The sequence below is a fragment of the Pseudoxanthomonas gei genome, assembly GCF_010119615.1.
In the GTDB taxonomy this organism is placed as follows: Bacteria; Pseudomonadota; Gammaproteobacteria; order Xanthomonadales; family Xanthomonadaceae; genus Pseudoxanthomonas_A; species Pseudoxanthomonas_A gei.
In genome coordinates, this window is the sequence record NZ_QOVG01000016.1 from 1 (window position 1) to 16362 (window position 16362).

12 protein-coding genes, 1 tRNA gene and 1 pseudogene are annotated in these 16362 nt (G+C 63.2%); all 14 read left to right on the top strand.

The window, feature by feature from the left end; genetic code table 11:
* Positions 1-129: EF-Tu C-terminal domain-related protein (locus tag DT603_RS15580; protein ID WP_484573160.1), on the top strand; the 129-nt coding region annotated here is incomplete at its 5' end.
* A gap of 148 nt (positions 130-277) precedes the next feature.
* Positions 278-353, top strand: a tRNA-Trp gene (locus DT603_RS15585).
* A 57-nt stretch (positions 354-410) separates the two neighbouring features.
* On the top strand, positions 411-803 hold the full coding sequence (gene secE, locus DT603_RS15590) for a preprotein translocase subunit SecE (protein WP_162350912.1): 393 nt from the start codon (positions 411-413) through the stop codon (positions 801-803).
* Between the two features lie 13 nt (positions 804-816).
* Entirely contained in the window at positions 817-1374 is a 558-nt protein-coding gene (gene nusG / locus DT603_RS15595) for a transcription termination/antitermination protein NusG (RefSeq protein WP_162350913.1), read from the top strand.
* Between the two features lie 95 nt (positions 1375-1469).
* Positions 1470-1898, top strand: a complete 429-nt coding sequence (rplK, locus tag DT603_RS15600; protein ID WP_162350914.1) for a 50S ribosomal protein L11 — start codon at positions 1470-1472, stop codon at positions 1896-1898.
* A gap of 4 nt (positions 1899-1902) precedes the next feature.
* The gene (rplA, locus tag DT603_RS15605; protein WP_162350915.1) at positions 1903-2601 is read left to right on the top strand and encodes a 50S ribosomal protein L1; all 699 of its coding nucleotides are present in this window, start codon (positions 1903-1905) and stop codon (positions 2599-2601) included.
* Between the two features lie 450 nt (positions 2602-3051).
* Positions 3052-3570 (top strand): annotated as a pseudogene (gene rplJ, locus DT603_RS15610) (50S ribosomal protein L10); the annotation flags it as partial.
* A 159-nt stretch (positions 3571-3729) separates the two neighbouring features.
* The gene (gene rplL, locus DT603_RS15615; protein WP_162350917.1) at positions 3730-4098 is read left to right on the top strand and encodes a 50S ribosomal protein L7/L12; all 369 of its coding nucleotides are present in this window, start codon (positions 3730-3732) and stop codon (positions 4096-4098) included.
* A 257-nt stretch (positions 4099-4355) separates the two neighbouring features.
* The gene (rpoB, locus tag DT603_RS15620; RefSeq protein WP_162350918.1) at positions 4356-8507 is read left to right on the top strand and encodes a DNA-directed RNA polymerase subunit beta; all 4152 of its coding nucleotides are present in this window, start codon (positions 4356-4358) and stop codon (positions 8505-8507) included.
* A 99-nt stretch (positions 8508-8606) separates the two neighbouring features.
* The gene (gene rpoC, locus DT603_RS15625; RefSeq protein WP_162350919.1) at positions 8607-12842 is read left to right on the top strand and encodes a DNA-directed RNA polymerase subunit beta'; all 4236 of its coding nucleotides are present in this window, start codon (positions 8607-8609) and stop codon (positions 12840-12842) included.
* Positions 12843-13061: 219 nt separating this feature from the next.
* Positions 13062-13436 carry a 30S ribosomal protein S12 gene (gene rpsL, locus DT603_RS15630; protein ID WP_093290174.1) on the top strand — a complete coding sequence of 125 codons (375 nt, stop codon included), beginning with the start codon at positions 13062-13064 and terminating at the stop codon, positions 13434-13436.
* Positions 13437-13449: 13 nt separating this feature from the next.
* On the top strand, positions 13450-13917 hold the full coding sequence (gene rpsG / locus DT603_RS15635) for a 30S ribosomal protein S7 (RefSeq protein WP_162350920.1): 468 nt from the start codon (positions 13450-13452) through the stop codon (positions 13915-13917).
* Positions 13918-14081: 164 nt separating this feature from the next.
* A complete protein-coding gene (gene fusA / locus DT603_RS15640; protein ID WP_162350921.1) occupies positions 14082-16172 on the top strand; it encodes an elongation factor G in 2091 nt (696 codons plus the stop codon).
* 64 nt (positions 16173-16236) lie between these two features.
* Positions 16237-16362: GTP-binding protein (locus tag DT603_RS15645; protein ID WP_049472805.1), on the top strand; the 126-nt coding region annotated here is incomplete at its 3' end.

A 16362-nucleotide genomic window follows, 5' to 3' on the forward strand; every position in this document is an offset into this window, starting at 1 on the left:
CCGGGCGACAACGTGAAGATGGTGGTGTCGCTGATCAACCCGGTGGCGATGGACGAAGGCCTGCGTTTTGCAATCCGCGAAGGCGGCCGCACCGTTGGCGCCGGCGTGGTGGCCAAGATCATCAAGTGACGCCCTGACCCCTGCGCCCAGTGCGCAGGGCTTTGTCAGGTCGTCATCCCCGCGAAGGCGGGGATCAAGCGGCTTGATGGAGCAGCGAATGGCGGGCCGAACCATCGGTCCGCCTTCGCCGTCTGAAGGGTTCGCAACAAATCAAAACGCGTCAGTAGCTCAACTGGCAGAGCAGCGGTCTCCAAAACCGCAGGTTGTAGGTTCGAGTCCTACCTGGCGCGCCATTCGGAAGACCCAGCCAGCGCTTCAATCGCTGCGATGGCTAACAAAAAAAGAGTCGGATGAACAGCAAGGTCGAACATTCCAAAGGCGCCTCACCCCCGGCGGGCGACGTCGTGAAATATGTCGTCGCGATTGCCTTGGTCATCGCCGGCTTGGTGGCCTGGTGGTACTTCGCGGGCCAGTGGGCAACGCCCTTGCGGGCGCTGGCCGTGGTCGCTGGCCTGGTGCTGGGCGCGTTGGTTTTCCTGGGCACCGCCAAGGGTCGCGACACCCGCGAGTTCCTCGTGGAGTCCCGTTTCGAAATGCGCAAGGTGGTCTGGCCTACCCGCCAGGAAGCCATGCGCATGACCTGGGTCGTGGCGATCGTGGTGGTGATCCTCAGCCTGTTGTTGGGCGGCTTCGACTGGGTCATCCAGGCATTGCTGAAACTGTTCTTTACCATCGGTCGTTGAGGAGAATGTCGCAGTGAAGCGTTGGTACGTCGTACACGCCTATTCGGGTTTCGAGAAGTCAGTGGCGCAGGCGCTGCGCGACCGCATCGTCCGCAATGACATGCAGGAGCGCTTCGGCGACGTGCTGGTGCCGACCGAGGAAGTGATCGAGATGCGCGCCGGGCAGAAGCGCCGCTCCGAGCGCAAGTTCTTCCCCGGTTACGTGCTGGTGCAGATCGAGACCCATGAGGAAGCCGGCATTCCGCGCATGGACAACGAGAGCTGGCACCTGGTGAAGGAGACTTCCAAGGTCCTGGGTTTCATCGGCGGTACCGCCGATCGTCCCTTGCCGATCCGCGACGAGGAGGCTGATGCGATCCTCCAGCGCGTGCAGGACGGTGTCGAGAAGCCGCGTCCGAAGGTGTTGTTCGAGCCCGGCCAGATGGTGCGAGTCACCGAAGGCCCGTTCAACGACTTCAACGGCGTGGTCGAGGAAGTGAATTACGAGAAGAGCCGCATTCGCGTGGCTGTTCTGATTTTCGGGCGTTCCACCCCGGTCGAACTCGAGTTCGGCCAGGTGGAGAAAGCCTAAAGGCCGGGGGCCATTGCGGTCCCTGATTCAAAGCGAACGGAGGAGTCCCGCAGTCGAAAGACGTGCAGACGCTTGAACTCCAGGAGTAAATCAAGATGGCAAAGAAAGTAGTCGGTTACATCAAACTGCAGGTCAAGGCTGGCCAGGCGAATCCATCGCCGCCCGTCGGTCCTGCGCTGGGCCAGCGTGGCCTCAACATCATGGAATTCTGCAAGGCGTTCAATGCCGCCACGCAGAAGCTGGAGCCGGGCCTGCCCACTCCGGTCATCATCACGGCCTATTCCGACCGTACGTTCACCTTCATCACCAAGAGCACGCCTGCGGCCGTCCTGTTGAAGAAGGCGGCGGGCATCACGTCCGGCTCCAAGCGCCCCAACACCGAAAAGGTGGGCAAGGTCACCCGCAAGCAGATCGAAGAGATCGCCAAGATGAAAGAGGCCGACCTGACTGCAGCCGAGCTGGAAGCGGCGGTGCGTACGATTGCGGGTTCGGCCCGCAGCATGGGCTTGACGGTAGAGGGCTAAGACGATGGCACAGACCAAACGACAGAAAGCGATCCTTGCCGCCGTTGCCCAGGGCAAGGCGTATTCCATTGACGAAGCATTGAAGATCGTCAAGGACAACAGCAAGACCAAGTTCGTGGAAGCCGTCGACGTGGCCGTGCGCCTCGGCGTGGACGCCAAGAAGTCCGACCAGCAGGTGCGCGGTTCCACCGTGCTGCCCGCCGGTACCGGCAAGTCGGTCCGCGTGGCGGTGTTCGCACCGGCTGGCGCCAAGGCCGATGAAGCCATCGCCGCCGGCGCCGAAGCCGTGGGCATGGACGACCTGGCCGAGAAAATGCTGGCTGGCGACCTGAACTACGACGTGGTCATCGCCACGCCGGACGCCATGCGCGTGGTCGGCAAGCTGGGCCAGGTGTTGGGCCCGCGCGGCCTGATGCCTAACCCGAAAGTCGGCACCGTTTCGCCGAACCCGGCCGAAGCCGTGAAGAATGCCAAGTCGGGCCAGGTGCGCTACCGCACCGACAAGGCCGGCATCATCCACTGCACCCTGGGCAAGGCCAGCTTCGACGACGCATCGCTGAAGTCGAACCTGACCGCGCTGCTGCTGGATCTGGTCAAGGCCAAGCCGTCCACCGCCAAGGGTACCTACCTGCAGAAGATCTCGCTGAGCTCGACCATGGGCCCGGGCGTGATCGTGGACCTGTCTTCGCTGTCACTGAAATAAAGCGGTAAAGGGTGAAGTCGCGCACTTCGTGCGCTGCGAATGGCAAAGAGTCAGTGCAGTTCCATTGACTCTCTGCAGGCGACCAGTTCGCCGACTTTCCGGGCCGCGCGGCGGCCGACTTCACCGCAACAAATTTGAGGGCAATCGCAAAGGTTTCGGCCAGCGCGATGGCTATCAAAGACCGCAGGCGCGGTCAGCGCATATCGATGACGGGCATGGAAGCTTGGTTACGGCACGGAGTCGCCGTCGATACAGCGGGTCGCTTAATTCGAATCTCCCATGGGATTTCCCATGGATGACTCGGGCCGGCGTAGATGGTGCCGCCTTCTGGAAGTATTTCTGGAAAGGCCACCACCGGGAAGCCATTCGGCATCCCCGGTCCCCACGGAGGGGTACCGCCCAGGACCGCAAGCGGCATGAGCCGTGAGCGGAGTTCATTTGGAGGAGTGTATGGCTCTAAATCTGTCTCAGAAGCAAGAAGTAGTAGCCGAGCTGGCAGGTGTCGCCGCCAAGGCCCACTCCTTGATTGCTGCCGAGTACGCGGGCATCACGGTCGGTCAGCTGACCGCGATGCGCAAGAAGGCTCGTGAGAACGGTGTGTACTTGAAAGTTGTCAAGAACACGTTGGCCTCGCGCGCCGTCGAGGGTACCGAATACGAGTGCGTCAAGGACTCGTTGGTTGGTCCCCTTCTGTACGCGTTCTCGACGGAAGAACCCGGTGCTGCCGGGCGTCTGATCAAGGAATTCGCCAAGGGTAACGACAAGCTGCAGCCCAAGCTCGTAGCACTGGGTGGCCAGTTGTATCCGGCCAGCCATGTCGACGTGTTGGCCTCGTTGCCGACCCGCGAGCAGGCCCTGGCCATGCTGGCACGCGTGCTCGCCGAACCGGCAAGCATGTTCGCCCGTGCGATCAAGGCAGTGGGCGACAAGCTGGGCGGAGGCGACGACGTCGCTGACGCAGCAGCGGAAGCCCCGGCTGAAACCTCGGTTGAAGCGGCACCCGAAACGGCGGCAGAAGCCCCGGTGGAAGCAGCGGCGCAAGCCCCGGCTGAGACCCCGGCCGACCCGGCCTGATTTCGCACCGCTGCACTGAAACCCATCCCAGAAATATTTCGAAAGGTAATCAACATGTCCCTGTCTAACGAACAGATCGTCGACGCAGTCGCTGAAAAGTCTCTCATGGAAGTGATGGAGCTGGTCAAGGCGATCGAAGAAAAGTTTGGCGTCTCCGCCGCCGCCCCGGTCGCCGCTGCAGCTGCAGCTGGTCCCGCCGCCGTCGTCGAAGAGCAGACCGAGTTCAACATCATCCTGAAGTCCCCGGGCGACAAGAAGGTCGAGGTCATCAAGGCCGTTCGCGCCATCACCGGCCTGGGCCTGAAGGAAGCGAAGGACCTCACCGAAGCCGGTGGCGTCGTCAAGGAAGGCGCTTCGAAGGAAGACGCCGAGAAGATCAAGAAGGACCTCGAAGCCGCCGGTGCGACTGTCGAAGTGAAGTAAGCGCTATCCGTCGCCTTGCACCATCGGCGACAGGCCAGGGCCGGGGGCGAAAGCCCCTGGCCTTCGGTCGTTGTTGAAAATGATCCATTGAAAACCCGAGTTGGTAGTTGGAAGTAGCAAGAGAAGGCGTGCTGGTGCCGGCAATACCAGCGACTTCCAACTGACGATTTTCCCGTTCCGCGCAGGGCTCCTGCCGCGGACAGATGTTCCCCCCGGACCCGCGGACGCGCGGCTCCCAGCTAAAGGCGATAAGTCACATGGCATACTCGTTCACTGAAAAGAAGCGTATCCGCAAGGATTTCGGCAAGCAGCGCTCGATCCTCGAGGTCCCGTTCCTGCTGGCTATCCAGGTCGATTCCTACCGCTCGTTCCTGCAGGAGAACATCGAGCCTTCCAAGCGCGTCGACCACGGTCTGCACGCCGCATTGAAGTCGGTGTTCCCGATTTCCAGCTACAGCGGCAATGCCGCGCTGGAATACGTTGGTTACAAGCTCGGCGACCCGGTGTTCGACGAGCGCGAGTGCCGCAACCGTGGCCTCAGCTACGGCGCGCCGTTGCGCGTGACCGTGCGCCTGGTGATCTACGACCGCGAGTCGTCGACCAAGGCCATCAAGTACGTGAAGGAACAGGAGGTCTATCTGGGCGAAATCCCGTTGATGACCGACAACGGCACCTTCATCGTCAACGGCACCGAGCGCGTGATCGTCTCGCAGCTGCACCGTTCGCCGGGCGTGTTCTTCGACCATGACCGTGGCAAGACCCACAGCTCGGGCAAGCTGCTTTACAGCGCGCGCATCATTCCCTACCGCGGCTCCTGGCTGGACTTCGAGTTCGACCCGAAGGACGCGCTGTTCACGCGTATCGACCGTCGCCGCAAACTACCGGTGACCATCCTGCTGCGCGCGCTGGGCTACAACAACGAAGAAATGCTCAATGAGTTCTTCGACATCAACACCTTCCACATCCTGCCGGAAGGCGAGGGCGTGCAGCTGGAGCTGGTGGCCGAGCGCCTGCGTGGCGAGACCCTGAACTTCGATCTGGCCGATGGCGACAACACCATCGTCGAAGCCGGCAAGCGCATCACCGCGCGCCACGTCAAGCAGCTGGAACAGTCGGGCATCGCCGCCCTGGCCGTGCCGGACGACTACATCGTGGGCCGCATCCTGTCGCATGACGTGATCGACGCCGCCACCGGCGAGCTGCTGGCCACCGCCAACGACGAAATCACCGAAGAGCAGCTGGGCAAGTTCCGCAAGGCCGGCGTGGATGCCGTGGGCACGTTGTGGGTCAATGACCTGGATCGCGGTCCTTACATCTCCAACACCCTGCGCATCGATCCGTCGAAGACCCAGCTGGAAGCGCTGGTCGAGATCTACCGCATGATGCGTCCCGGCGAGCCGCCGACCAAGGATGCCGCGCAGAACCTGTTCCACAACCTGTTCTTCACCTTCGAGCGCTACGACCTGTCGGGCGTGGGCCGGATGAAGTTCAACCGCCGTGTCGGCCGCAAGTCGGTCACCGGCGAGTCGGTGCTGTTCGACAACAAGTACTTCGGCAACCGCAACGACGACGAATCCAAGCGCCTGGTGGCCGCGCAGGGCGAGACTTCCGACATCCTGGAAGTGATCAAGGTCCTGACCGAGATCCGCAACGGCCGCGGCACCGTCGACGACATCGACCACCTGGGCAACCGCCGCGTACGTTCGGTCGGTGAAATGGCCGAGAACGTGTTCCGCGTGGGCCTGGTCCGCGTCGAGCGCGCGGTCAAGGAACGCCTGTCGATGGCCGAGAGCGAAGGCCTGACTCCGCAGGAACTGATCAACGCCAAGCCAGTGGCCGCCGCGATCAAGGAGTTCTTCGGTTCCAGCCAGCTGTCGCAGTTCATGGACCAGAACAACCCGCTGTCGGAAGTCACCCACAAGCGCCGTGTTTCGGCCCTTGGTCCGGGCGGCCTGACCCGCGAGCGCGCCGGCTTCGAAGTGCGCGACGTGCACCCGACCCATTACGGCCGCGTCTGCACCATCGAGACACCTGAAGGCCCGAACATCGGCCTGATCAACTCGCTGGCCGTTTACGCGCGCACCAACAGCTACGGCTTCCTGGAAACCCCGTACCGCAAGGTCGTGGCCGGGCAGATCACCGACGAGATCGAATACCTGTCGGCGATCGAGGAAAACGAGTTCGTCATCGCGCAGGCCAATGCGCTGCACGATGACAGCAGCCGCCTGACCGAGCAGTTCGTGCCGTGCCGCCACCAGGGCGAGTCGCTGCTGAAGCCGCCGGGCGAGGTCGACTTCATGGACGTGTCGCCAATGCAGACCGTGTCCATCGCGGCCGCGCTGGTCCCGTTCCTGGAGCACGATGACGCCAACCGCGCGCTGATGGGCGCCAACATGCAGCGCCAGGCCGTACCGACGCTGCGTGCGCAGAAGCCGCTGGTCGGCACCGGCATCGAACGCGCCGTGGCCCGCGACTCCGGCGTGACCGTGAACGCGCGCCGTGGTGGCGTGATCGAGCAGATCGACGCCGCGCGCATCGTGGTCAAGGTCAACGAGAGCGAGATCGGCGACAGCACCGACGCCGGCGTCGACATCTACAACCTGATCAAGTACACCCGTTCCAACCAGAACACCTGCATCAACCAGACCCCTCTGGTGAACGTGGGAGACGTCATCGAGCGCGGCGACGTGCTGGCCGACGGTCCGTCCACCGACATCGGCGAGCTGGCCCTGGGCCAGAACATGCTGATCGCGTTCATGCCCTGGAACGGCTACAACTTCGAGGACTCCATCCTGCTCTCCGAGCGCGTGGTGGAAGAGGATCGGTACACCACGATCCACATCGAAGAGCTGACCTGCGTTGCCCGCGACACCAAGCTGGGGCCGGAGGAAATTTCCGCCGACATCCCCAACGTGTCCGAGCAGGCCTTGAACCGTCTGGACGAATCCGGCGTGGTGTACATCGGTGCCGAAGTGCGCGCCGGCGACATCATGGTCGGCAAGGTGACGCCGAAGGGCGAAAGCCAGCTGACCCCGGAAGAGAAGCTGCTGCGCGCGATCTTCGGCGAGAAGGCTTCCGACGTTAAGGACAGCTCGCTGCGCGTGCCGCCGGGCATGGACGGCACCGTCATCGACGTGCAGGTCTTCACCCGCGATGGCATCGAGAAGGACAAGCGTGCGCGCCAGATCGAGGAAAACGAGATCAAGCGCGTCAAGAAGGACTTCGACGACCAGTTCCGCATCCTCGAGAACGCGATCTTCGCGCGCCTGCGTCCGCTGCTGGTGGGCAAGGTCGCCAACGGCGGCGCTGACCTGAAGAAGGGCGACACCATCACCGACGCGTACCTGGATGGCCTCAAGAAAGCCGACTGGTTTGCCCTGCGCATGAAGGATGACGACGCCTCCGACGCCATCGAACGCGCGCAGAAGCAGATCCAGGCGCACGAGAAGGAATTCGAGCGTCGCTTCGCCGACAAGCGCGGCAAGATCACCGCTGGCGACGACCTCGCCCCGGGTGTGCTGAAGATGGTCAAGGTGTACCTGGCCGTGAAGCGCCGCATCCAGCCGGGCGACAAGATGGCCGGCCGCCACGGCAACAAGGGTGTGGTCTCCACGATCGTTCCGGTCGAGGACATGCCGTACGCCGCCGATGGCAGCACCGTCGACATCGTGCTGAACCCGCTGGGCGTGCCTTCGCGCATGAACATCGGCCAGATCCTGGAAGTGCACCTGGGCTGGGCCGCCAAGGGCCTCGGCATCAAGATCCAGAAGATGCTCGATGCACAGGCCAAGGTCGCCGACCTGCGCAAGTTCCTCGACCAGATCTACAACCACGACCTGAAACTGGGCGAACAGCGCGTCAACCTGGGTGAATTCAGCGATGACGAACTGATCCGCCTGGCTGGCAACCTGACCGATGGCGTGCCGATGGCTACGCCGGTGTTCGACGGAGCGGCCGAGTCCGAGATCAAGCACATGCTGACCCTCGCCGACCTGCCGACCAGCGGCCAGACCCAGCTGTATGACGGCCGCACCGGTGAAGCGTTCGATCGCCACACCACCATCGGCTACATGCACATGCTGAAGTTGAACCACCTGGTGGACGACAAGATGCACGCGCGTTCGACCGGTCCGTACTCGCTCGTCACCCAGCAGCCGCTGGGCGGCAAGGCGCAGTTCGGCGGCCAGCGCTTCGGCGAAATGGAAGTCTGGGCGCTGGAGGCTTACGGCGCCGCGCATACCCTGCAGGAAATGCTGACGGTCAAGTCGGATGACGTGCAGGGCCGCAACCAGATGTACAAGAACATCGTCGACGGCGAACACGAGATGGTCGCGGGCATGCCGGAATCCTTCAACGTACTCGTGAAGGAAATCCGCTCGCTGGCCATCAACATGGAACTGGAAGAGTGATGTGAACCGAGGCCGGTCGCGCGCAAGCGCCGGCCGGCTTCGTGACCGTTGCCCGCCATTCCCTCGACACCAGATTTTCCTCCTACCCGGAGAAACAAAATGAAAGACCTACTGAATCTCTTCAACCAGCAGCGCCAGTCGCTGGATTTCGACGCCATCAAGATCGCGCTGGCTTCGCCCGACCTGATCCGTTCGTGGTCCTTCGGCGAAGTGAAGAAGCCGGAAACCATCAACTACCGTACCTTCAAGCCCGAGCGTGACGGCCTGTTCTGCGCCGCCATCTTCGGACCGATCAAGGACTACGAGTGCCTGTGCGGCAAGTACAAGCGCATGAAGCACCGTGGCGTTGTCTGCGAAAAGTGCGGCACCGAAGTCACCCTGGCCAAGGTGCGCCGCGAGCGCATGGGCCACATCGACCTGGCTTCGCCGGTCGCGCACATCTGGTTCCTCAAGTCGCTGCCGTCGCGCATCGGCCTGATGCTGGACATGACCCTGCGCGACATCGAGCGCGTGCTGTACTTCGAAGCCTACGTGGTCACCGAGCCGGGCCTGACCCCGCTCGAGCGCCGCCAGCTGCTGACCGAAGAGCAGTTCATGACCGCGCGCCAGGAACACGGCGACGACTTCGATGCGGCCATGGGCGCCGAGGCGGTCTACGACCTGCTGCGCACCATCGACCTGCAGTCGGAAATGGTGACCCTGCGCGAGGAAATCGCCAGCACCGGTTCGGAAACCAAGCTCAAGCGCCTGACCAAGCGGATCAAGCTGGTTGAAGCCTTCCTTGAGTCCGGCAACCGCCCGGAGTGGATGGTCATGACCGTGCTGCCCGTGCTGCCGCCGGACCTGCGTCCGCTGGTGCCGCTGGATGGCGGCCGCTTCGCGACCTCCGACCTCAACGACCTGTACCGCCGCGTCATCAACCGCAACAACCGCCTGCGCCGCCTGCTGGAGCTCAACGCCCCGGACATCATCGTGCGCAATGAAAAGCGCATGCTGCAGGAATCGGTCGACGCCCTGATGGACAACGGCCGTCGCGGCCGCGCCATCACCGGCACCAACAAGCGTCCGCTGAAGTCGCTGGCCGACATGATCAAGGGCAAGCAGGGCCGCTTCCGCCAGAACCTTCTGGGCAAGCGCGTCGACTACTCCGGTCGTTCCGTCATCGTGGTCGGTCCGTACCTGAAGCTGCACCAGTGCGGCCTGCCGAAGAAGATGGCGCTGGAACTGTTCAAGCCGTTCGTGTTCGCCAAGCTGCAGCGTCGTGGCCTGGCCACCACCATCAAGGCTGCCAAGAAGCTGGTCGAGCGCGAAGAGGCGGAAGTCTGGGACATCCTGGAAGACGTCATCCGCGAACATCCGGTGCTGTTGAACCGCGCGCCGACCCTGCACCGCCTGGGCATCCAGGCGTTCGAGCCGGTGTTGATCGAAGGCAAGGCCATCCAGCTGCATCCGCTGGTGTGTACCGCATTCAACGCCGACTTCGACGGTGACCAGATGGCCGTGCACGTCCCGCTGAGCCTCGAGGCCCAGCTGGAAGCGCGCGCGCTGATGATGTCCACCAACAACATCCTGTCGCCCGCCAACGGCGAGCCGATCATCGTGCCGTCGCAGGACGTGGTGCTGGGTCTGTACTACATGACCCGCGCGCTGGAAAACAAGAAGGGCGAGGGCATGGCCTTCGCCAACATCGCCGAGGTCAAGCGCGCCTATGACAACCGCGTGGTGGAACTGCACGCCAAGGTCAAGGTCCGCATCACCGAAGTGTTGACCGACGAGGAAGGCAACAAGAGCAAGCAGGCCAGCATCGTGGAAACCACGATCGGCCGCGCCCTGCTGGCCGAGATCCTGCCCGAGGGCCTGCCGTTCGTGCTGGCCAACACCGAGTTGAACAAGAAGGCCATCAGCCGCCTGATCAACTCCAGCTACCGCATGCTGGGCCTGAAGGACACGGTCGTGTTCGCCGACAAGCTGATGTACACCGGTTTCGCGTACGCAACGCGCGCCGGCGTCTCCATCGGTATCGACGACATGCTGATCCCGATCGAGAAGAAGGGCATCCTGGGCGAGGCCGAGGCCGAGGTCCTGGAGATCCAGGAGCAGTACCAGAGCGGCCTGGTCACCGCCGGCGAGCGCTACAACAAGGTGGTCGACATCTGGTCGCGTACCAATGAGCGCATCGCCAAGGCGATGATGGACACCATTGGTACCGACAAGGTGCAGAACGCCAAGGGCGAGACGATCAACGAAAAGTCGATGAACTCGCTTTACATCATGGCCGACTCCGGCGCGCGTGGTTCGCAGGCGCAGATCCGCCAGCTGGCCGGCATGCGCGGCCTGATGGCCCGTCCCGATGGCTCGATCATCGAGACGCCCATCAAGGCCAACTTCCGCGAAGGCCTGAACGTCCAGGAATACTTCAACTCCACCCACGGTGCGCGTAAGGGCCTGGCCGATACCGCGCTGAAGACCGCGAACTCGGGTTACCTGACCCGTCGCCTGGTCGACGTGGCCCAGGACGTGGTGATCACCGAAGTCGACTGCGGCACCAACGAAGGTCTGATGATGACCCCGATCGTGGAAGGCGGCGACGTGGTCGAGCCGCTGCGCGAGCGCGTGCTGGGCCGCATCGTGGCCGAGGACGTGTTCCTTCCGGGCAACGACGAGGATCCCATCGTCACCCGCAACACGCTGCTCGACGAAGCCTGGGTGCAGAAGCTGGAAGACGCTGGCGTGCAGGCCCTGAAGGTGCGTTCCACCATCACCTGCACCTCCGACTTCGGCGTGTGCTCGCATTGCTACGGCCGCGACCTAGCCCGTGGCCATATCGTCAACATCGGCGAAGCGGTCGGCGTCATCGCCGCCCAGTCGATCGGCGAGCCCGGTACCCAGCTGACCATGCGTACCTTCCACATCGGTGGTGCGGCTTCTCGTGCGGCCGCCGTGGACAACATCACGGTCAAGACCACCGGTTCCATCAAGTTCAACAACCTGAAGTTCGTCGAGCACACCAACGGCCACCTGGTCGCGGTGTCCCGTTCGGGCGAACTGTCGGTGCTGGACGGCCACGGCCGCGAGCGCGAGCGTTACAAGCTGCCGTACGGCGCCACCATTGCGGTCAAGGACGGCGCGGCCATCAAGGCTGGCCAGTCGGTCGCCAACTGGGACCCCCATAACCACCCGATCGTGTCGGAAGTGACCGGTTTCGTGCGCTTCATCGACTTCGTCGACGGCATCACCGTCATCGAGAAGACAGATGACCTGACCGGCCTGACCGCGCGCGAGATCACCGATCCCAAGCGCCGTGGCTCGATGGGCAAGGACCTGCGCCCGGTCGTGCGTATCGTCGACAAGGCCGGCAAGGACCTGAACATCCCGGGCACCGACCTGCCGGCCCAGTACCTGCTGCCGCCGCGTTCCATCGTCAACCTGCAGGACGGCGCCGCCGTCGGCGTGGGCGACGTGGTCACCAAGGTGCCGCAGGAAGCGTCCAAGACCCGTGATATCACCGGTGGTCTGCCGCGCGTGGCCGATCTGTTCGAAGCGCGCAAGCCGAAGGATCCCGCGATCCTGGCCGAGCGCTCGGGCATCATCAGCTTCGGCAAGGACACCAAGGGCAAGCAGCGCCTGATCATCAAGGACACCGATGGCAGCGAACACGAGGAACTGATTCCCAAGTTCCGCCAGATCATCGTGTTCGAGGGCGAGCACGTGGCCAAGGGCGAGACCGTGGTGGACGGCGAGCCGTCGCCGCAGGACATCCTGCGCCTGCTGGGTGTCGAGCCGCTGGCCGCCTACCTGGTCAAGGAAATCCAGGACGTGTACCGCCTGCAGGGCGTCAAGATCAACGACAAGCACATCGAGGTGATTACCCGCCAGATGCTGCGCAAGGTCGAGATCACCGATGCCGGCAACACCAAGTACCTGCACGGCGAACAGGCCGAGAAGCAGCGGGTGCTGGAGGAAAACGTCAAGATCCTGGCCAAGAACGAACTGCCGGCCAAGTACGACCCGGTCCTGCTGGGCATCACCAAGGCCTCGCTCGCCACCGAGTCGTTCATCTCGGCGGCTTCCTTCCAGGAAACCACCCGCGTGTTGACCGAGGCTGCCGTCCGCGGAACCCGCGACAACCTGCGCGGCCTGAAGGAGAACGTGATCGTCGGCCGTCTGATCCCGGCCGGTACCGGCCTGACCTACCACGCCGGGCGCCGCAAGAACGCCTCCGGCCTGACCGATTCCGAGATGGAAGCCCTGGTTTCCACCACTCCGGCGGAAGTCGCGGTCCCGGCCGTTGCGGAGCCGGTGGCAGATGTGGTCTCCGGCGACGCCGAAGAGTAAGCAGCAGGCCCTTCCGGCCTTGCCGGCGGGGAAGTCCAGAGAAATGGGGCGCAGGATGCGCCCCGTGTTCCGGCCCGGGATGGGCCAGGCAGGCCGGAGCCGTCAGTTGACGGGCTTTTGCCCTGCCAGCTATACTTTCCTGTCTCGGCGGGCCGTCATGCGGCCTGCCGTCATTTTCACGCACAAGGCTCCGGCCTTACATCCGAAGAATCCATAAAGATGGCAACGATCAACCAGCTCGTCCGCAAGCCGCGGCAGGCCCCGACCTACAAGAGCCAGTCGCCCGCGCTGGACAAGTGCCCGCAGCGTCGCGGCGTTTGCACGCGCGTGTACACCACCACCCCGAAGAAGCCGAACTCGGCGCTTCGCAAGGTTGCCAAGGTCCGCCTGACCAACCAGGAAGAAATCATCAGCTACATCGGTGGTGAAGGCCATAACCTGCAGGAGCACTCCGTGGTCCTGGTTCGTGGCGGTCGCGTCAAGGACTTGCCGGGCGTGCGCTACCACACCGTCCGCGGTTCGCTCGATGCCTCCGGTGTCGCCAAGCGTCGCCAAGGCCGCTCCAAGTACGGCGCCAAGCGCCCGAAGTCCTAACAGGTAAGCAATCATGTCCCGTAAAGGCTCAACCCCACAGCGTACCGTCCTGCCCGATCCGAAGCACGGCAGCAACACCATCGCCCGTTTCATCAACATGGTCATGTATAGCGGCAAGAAGTCTGTCGCCGAGAAGATCGTGTACGGCGCAATGGAAGTCATCAGCGAGAAGAACCCCAACGCCCTTGAGCTGGTCGAGAAGGCGCTGGACAACATCTCGCCGACCGTCGAGGTCAAGTCGCGTCGCGTCGGCGGTGCCACCTACCAGGTGCCGGTCGAAGTGCGTTCGTCGCGCCGTCTGGCCCTGGCAATGCGCTGGCTGATCGATTCGGCCCGCAAGCGCGGCGAGAACTCGATGCCGCGCAAGCTGGCAGCCGAACTGATCGATGCCTCGGAAAACCGTGGCGGCGCCATCAAGAAGCGTGAAGAAACCCATCGCATGGCGGAAGCGAACAAGGCGTTCGCCCACTACCGCTGGTGATTGCCCGGTCCGCGGGCGCTGCGTGGTTCAGCTGGCGCCTTGAATAGCGGACCTTTAGACGCCAACTAGGCGTCCATGCGGCGACTTCCGCCGCATGCCGAATCCGAAGGCCGCCCACGGGCGGCGTTTGGCCATCCGCAAACACAAAAAAAAGAGAGACTGTCGTGGCTCGCACCACCCCCATCGAGCGTTACCGTAATTTCGGCATCATGGCCCACATCGACGCGGGCAAGACCACCACGTCGGAGCGCATCCTGTTCTACACCGGCGTCAGCCACAAGATCGGTGAAGTGCACGATGGTGCCGCGACCATGGACTGGATGGAGCAGGAGCAGGAGCGTGGCATCACCATCACGTCTGCTGCGACCACGGCGTTCTGGAAAGGCATGGACAAGTCCATGCAGGAACACCGCTTCAACATCATCGACACGCCCGGACACGTTGACTTCACCATCGAAGTCGAACGCTCCTTGCGCGTGCTCGATGGCGCCGTGTTTGTGCTTTGCGCGGTAGGCGGCGTACAGCCCCAGTCCGAGACGGTGTGGCGCCAGGCCAACAAGTATTCCGTGCCGCGTATGGCGTTCGTCAACAAGATGGACCGTACCGGCGCCAACTTCGACAAGGTCGTCGAGCAGCTGAAGGCTCGCCTGGGTGCTTACGCCGTGCCGATGCAGGTGCCGATTGGTGCCGAGGAAGGCTTCGAAGGCGTGGTCGACCTGATCAAGATGAAGGCGATCCATTGGGATACCGCCTCGCAGGGCACCACGTTCGAATACCGCGAGATCCCGGCCGAGTTGCTGGACAAGGCCGTTGCCGCTCGCGCGTTCATGGTGGAAGCTGCGGCCGAAGCTACTGAAGAGCTGATGGACAAGTACCTCAATGAGGGCGAGTTGTCCGAGGCCGAAATCATCGACGGCCTGCGCCAGCGCACCCTGAAAGTCGAGATCGTGCCCGTGTTCTGCGGCAGCGCGTTCAAGAACAAGGGCGTGCAGGCCATGCTGGACGGCGTAGTACATCTGCTGCCGTCGCCTTCCGATCGTCCGCCGGTTGCGGGCATCGACGAAGACGACAAGGAAGATTCGCGTCCGGCCACCGACACCGCGCCGTTCTCGGCGCTCGCGTTCAAGATCATGACCGACCCGTTCGTGGGCTCGCTGACCTTCTTCCGCGTCTATTCCGGCATCCTCAATTCGGGCGACGCCGTCTACAACCCGGTCAAATCGAAGAAAGAGCGCGTCGGCCGCATCCTGCAGATGCACTCCAACGAGCGTAGCGAGATCAAGGAAGTGCGCGCGGGCGACATCGCAGCCGCGGTCGGCCTGAAGGACGTCACCACCGGCGACACGCTTTGCTCGCAGGACCACATCATCACCCTGGAGCGCATGATCTTCCCGGAACCCGTCATCTCGATGGCGGTGGAACCCAAGACCAAGTCTGACCAGGAAAAGATGGGCGTTGCACTGGGCCGCCTGGCCCAGGAAGATCCCTCGTTCCGCGTGCGTACCGACGAAGAATCCGGCCAGACCATCATCGCCGGCATGGGCGAGCTGCACTTGGACATCCTGGTGGACCGCATGAAGCGCGAGTTCAACGTGGAAGCCAATGTCGGCAAGCCGCAGGTCGCCTACCGCGAGACCATCCGCAAAGCGGTCAAGCAGGAAGGCAAGTTCGTGCGCCAGTCCGGTGGTCGTGGCCAGTACGGCCACATCGTCATCGAGATGGAGCCGCAGGAGCGCGGCGTGGGTTTCTCGTTCGAGAACGCCATCGTCGGCGGCGTGGTGCCGAAGGAATACGTCACCGCGTCTGGCAAGGGCATCGAAGAAGCAATGAAGAGCGGTCCGCTGGCCGGTTTCCCGGTGGTGGATGTCGCGGTCAGGGCCGTCGACGGCTCGTTCCACGACGTGGACTCCAATGAAATGGCGTTCAAGGTGGCCGGCTCCATGGCATTCAAGGAGGCCTTCGCGAAAGCCAGCCCCGTGTTGCTTGAGCCGGTTATGAAGGTCGAGATCGTGACGCCCGAGGATTACCTCGGTGACGTGATGGGCGACGTCAGCCGTCGTCGCGGCATCCTGCAGGGCCAGGAAGACAGCCCGTCGGGCAAGACCATCAACGCCATGCTTCCGCTGGGCGAGATGTTCGGTTACGCAACGACGCTGCGCTCCATGTCGCAGGGCCGCGCCACGTTCACGATGGAATTCGACCACTACGCCGAAGCGCCGGCCAATATCGCCGAAGCGGTCGTCAAGAAGAACTGAGGGTCGCCGGCCAGTGGCCGGCTTTCCCATTCAACCGATCACAAGAATCAGAAGGTAGAAAGTCATGGCAAAGGGTAAATTCGAACGCACCAAGCCGCACGTGAACGTGGGCACGATTGGTCACGTTGACCACGGCAAGACGACGCTGACGGCGGCGCTGACGAAGATCGGTGCGGAACGTTTCGGTGGC

Excerpts from the sequence above, each read along its gene's own strand:
- rpsG (WP_162350920.1), top strand. The coding sequence starts at position 13,450 with ATGTCCCGTAAAGGCTCAACCCCACAGCGTACCGTCCTGCCCGATCCG.
- rpsL (WP_093290174.1), top strand. The coding sequence starts at position 13,062 with ATGGCAACGATCAACCAGCTCGTCCGCAAGCCGCGGCAGGCCCCGACC.
- rplL (WP_162350917.1), top strand. The coding sequence starts at position 3,730 with ATGTCCCTGTCTAACGAACAGATCGTCGACGCAGTCGCTGAAAAGTCT.
- secE (WP_162350912.1), top strand. The coding sequence starts at position 411 with ATGAACAGCAAGGTCGAACATTCCAAAGGCGCCTCACCCCCGGCGGGC.
- rplK (WP_162350914.1), top strand. The coding sequence starts at position 1,470 with ATGGCAAAGAAAGTAGTCGGTTACATCAAACTGCAGGTCAAGGCTGGC.
- rpoC (WP_162350919.1), top strand. The coding sequence starts at position 8,607 with ATGAAAGACCTACTGAATCTCTTCAACCAGCAGCGCCAGTCGCTGGAT.
- rpoB (WP_162350918.1), top strand. The coding sequence starts at position 4,356 with ATGGCATACTCGTTCACTGAAAAGAAGCGTATCCGCAAGGATTTCGGC.
- rplA (WP_162350915.1), top strand. The coding sequence starts at position 1,903 with ATGGCACAGACCAAACGACAGAAAGCGATCCTTGCCGCCGTTGCCCAG.